This window comes from Arsenophonus sp. ENCA (assembly GCF_002287155.1).
GTDB lineage: Bacteria > Pseudomonadota > Gammaproteobacteria > Enterobacterales > Enterobacteriaceae > Arsenophonus > Arsenophonus nilaparvatae.
In genome coordinates this window covers 1-2692 of the sequence record NZ_NHNG01000055.1, presented here as the reverse complement: position 1 = coordinate 2692, position 2692 = coordinate 1, and the positions used below count along the sequence as shown (strand labels likewise).

At 36.1% G+C, this 2692-nt stretch carries 2 protein-coding genes and 2 pseudogenes; 2 read left to right on the top strand and 2 right to left on the bottom strand.

The features are described from left to right. Positions 1-218 precede the first annotated feature (218 nt). Positions 219-479, top strand: coding sequence for a universal stress protein UspB (locus CBG25_RS01605; protein WP_290604047.1), 261 nt, complete (start codon positions 219-221; stop codon positions 477-479). Between the two features lie 114 nt (positions 480-593). Here CBG25_RS01605 and pitA read toward each other — a convergent pair whose 3' ends face one another. Further along, the gene (gene pitA, locus CBG25_RS01600; RefSeq protein ID WP_290604044.1) at positions 594-2081 is read right to left on the bottom strand and encodes an inorganic phosphate transporter PitA; all 1488 of its coding nucleotides are present in this window, start codon (positions 2079-2081) and stop codon (positions 594-596) included. Positions 2082-2371: 290 nt separating this feature from the next. On the opposite strand from pitA, the pseudogene CBG25_RS01595 reads away from it, so the two are divergent. Further along, a pseudogene (locus CBG25_RS01595) lies at positions 2372-2563 on the top strand (NAD(P)/FAD-dependent oxidoreductase); the annotation flags it as partial. An 11-nt stretch (positions 2564-2574) separates the two neighbouring features. On the opposite strand, the pseudogene CBG25_RS01590 reads toward CBG25_RS01595, so the two are convergent. Further along, positions 2575-2692: pseudogene (locus CBG25_RS01590) on the bottom strand (IS630 family transposase); the annotation flags it as partial.

Sequence of the window (2692 nt, the reverse complement as noted above, 5' to 3'; positions counted from 1 at the left end):
TTTAGTTTTCTCATTGAAATAGGTACTGTTGGCATAGGTATTCTCTACCCTCATATGGCAAAGAATACAGTTCAACACACCTGTGATAATTAGAATAACATTGATGGAGATCACCGAATAACAAAATGGGCCAAAAGTGATCTCCATCGATGTTATTAAGCGATCTGGTTAAATGTTATTAGCTGATCTCCATCAATGTTATTGGGTGATCTGCATGCATGGTAATATGCATATTACTTTTTATTCTGCGGGAATCTGATCCCTTGCTCTATCAATCTGTTGATGGCAACGGATTCTTTACCGCCCATGGCCAATGGACTAAGCATATAAAACTAATCCGTTACATTAATACTCAGCAATACACTAATCATCACGATCCCGAAGTTATTTTACGTTGTGAACGCATTCGCAAACAATTCATGTTAATTAGTGGATTAAGTATTATTGTTTTTATAAGTTTAATATGGGCCATTTGGTGATATTAATGGACTCAAATAATATTTAAATGATATAGATAATATATTATTCAATGAAAAAAATACCGATGCCAAATTAAGCATCACTATTTTTGTTATATAGTTTGTCTGACATTTCTATATAAATTTTAATGATATCCAATAAAACAAACCAGAAAGTATAATAGAAATAGGTAATGTAAATAACCAAGCCAGTAATATATTTTTAATTGTTTTAGCTTGTACACCACCACCATCAACAACCATTGTACCGGCTACTGCAGAAGATAAAACTTGTGTTGTTGATACAGGCATACCAGTATAACTTGCAACACCAATCGAAACTGCCGCAGTAACTTGAGCAGAAACACCTTGCGCATAAGTCATACCTTTTTTACCAATCTTTTCACCAATCGTTATAGCAACACGTTGCCAACCAATCATAGTACCGACAGAAAGCGCCAAAGCAACGGCAATAATAATCCACAGTGGCGCATACTCCACTGTATTAAGCAAATCGTTACTCAAGTTACGCAGAAAACGAGCATCCGAAGAGGACGTCTCTGGTAGTTTAGCTACATCTAATGCTGTATCCGATAAACACATTAATAATCGACGCATTTGATTACGTTGCTCAGGTTTTAGTGCTGAATAACTTTGAATATCCGTCAACATCAGTGATGTCTGTTTTAGCACAGTAATAGGACGTGAATTATCACAATGGAATTTCTCATCTAAAATTTCCAATTCCGACTCATGTTGTGACTTATTAACAATATGTTTTACCGCTGACTGATGCTCTTCATAATAATGTTGTAGATGCACTATCGCGTCATGGGTACGAGTTATATCATAACCACTGGCATTCATATTAAGCACAAACCCAGCAGGCGCCACGCCTATTAACACCAGCATAATAAGACCAATACCCTTCTGACCATCATTAGCACCATGAGAAAAACTGACGCCAACGGCAGATAAAATCAATGCAGTACGTGTCCAAAAAGGGGGTTTTCTTTTACCATCTTTCTTCTCTCGCTCAGCCGGTGTTAAATGAATACGACGACGTTTTTTCGTACCACTCCAATAACGGCGTAAAAAGAAAATTAGCAATCCAGCTATAACAAAACCAATAGTAGGAGAAAGGATGAGGGAAAGAAAGATTTCAATAACTTTTGGGATGTTCAATGCATCCACTATAGAGGAGTCGGTCACTAATGCATTGGTTAAACCAACACCAATAATGGCACCTATTAATGTATGTGAACTAGAAGCCGGTAACCCCAAATACCAGGTACCCAAATTCCAAATAATGGCCGCCAATAGCATGGAAAAAACCATTGCCAGGCCATGAGCAGAACTTACATTCAAGAGAAGATCTGTTGGCAATAGATGCACAATAGCATAAGCAACACTCAAGCCACCTAAAATAACGCCAAAAAAGTTAAAAACACCAGCCATAACAACCGCAAATTGAGTTCGCATTGCTCGAGTATAGATAACCGTTGCTACTGCATTTGCGGTATCATGGAAACCATTAATTGCTTCGTAAAATAGCACAAATAATAGCGCTAGTATTAATAACAGACCGGTGTAAAAATCCAAACCAGTAAATAAATGTAGCATAAACCTTAAGCCAATTTGTTGAATATGAACTCAATGCATTATCAGTGACAAACGTTAGCGGTGGAAGCAAAATCTACATCTTTTTTGACTTTAATTGACAAAAAAAACAAATAAAACAAAAATATTCTTTACTTTCATTAAGTTAATAAAATAAAGAATATGTAGATTTATAGTGCTTACTAACATTTGTCCACACAAATTTAAATCGTAATAAATATTTTACGCTATTTAATAAAAAACGCGCTATTTGTATTATTAATAAATATCTTTTCAGATAAAAGAGAAATTTTGTGGAAAAATTTGACGTAATCATTATAGGTGCAGGAGCGGCCGGTCTATTTTGTGCAGCCAATGCAGGCCAAAAAGGGTTAAAAGTACTGATATTGGATAATGGCAAAAAAGCGGGTAGAAAAATTTTAATGTCTGGTGGCGGACGATGCAACTTCACCAATCTTTATATTGATCCTAATGCTTATATATCTACTATACTCGATTAACTTGAAGTTGCATTTTTCAGCGTCTGGAAGTTGTCATTAATCCGGCGCGACAAGGCTCCGTCCAATCCCGGTAATATATTACGGAAAAAGTGGTGTATTTCCTGCCGAAACGCT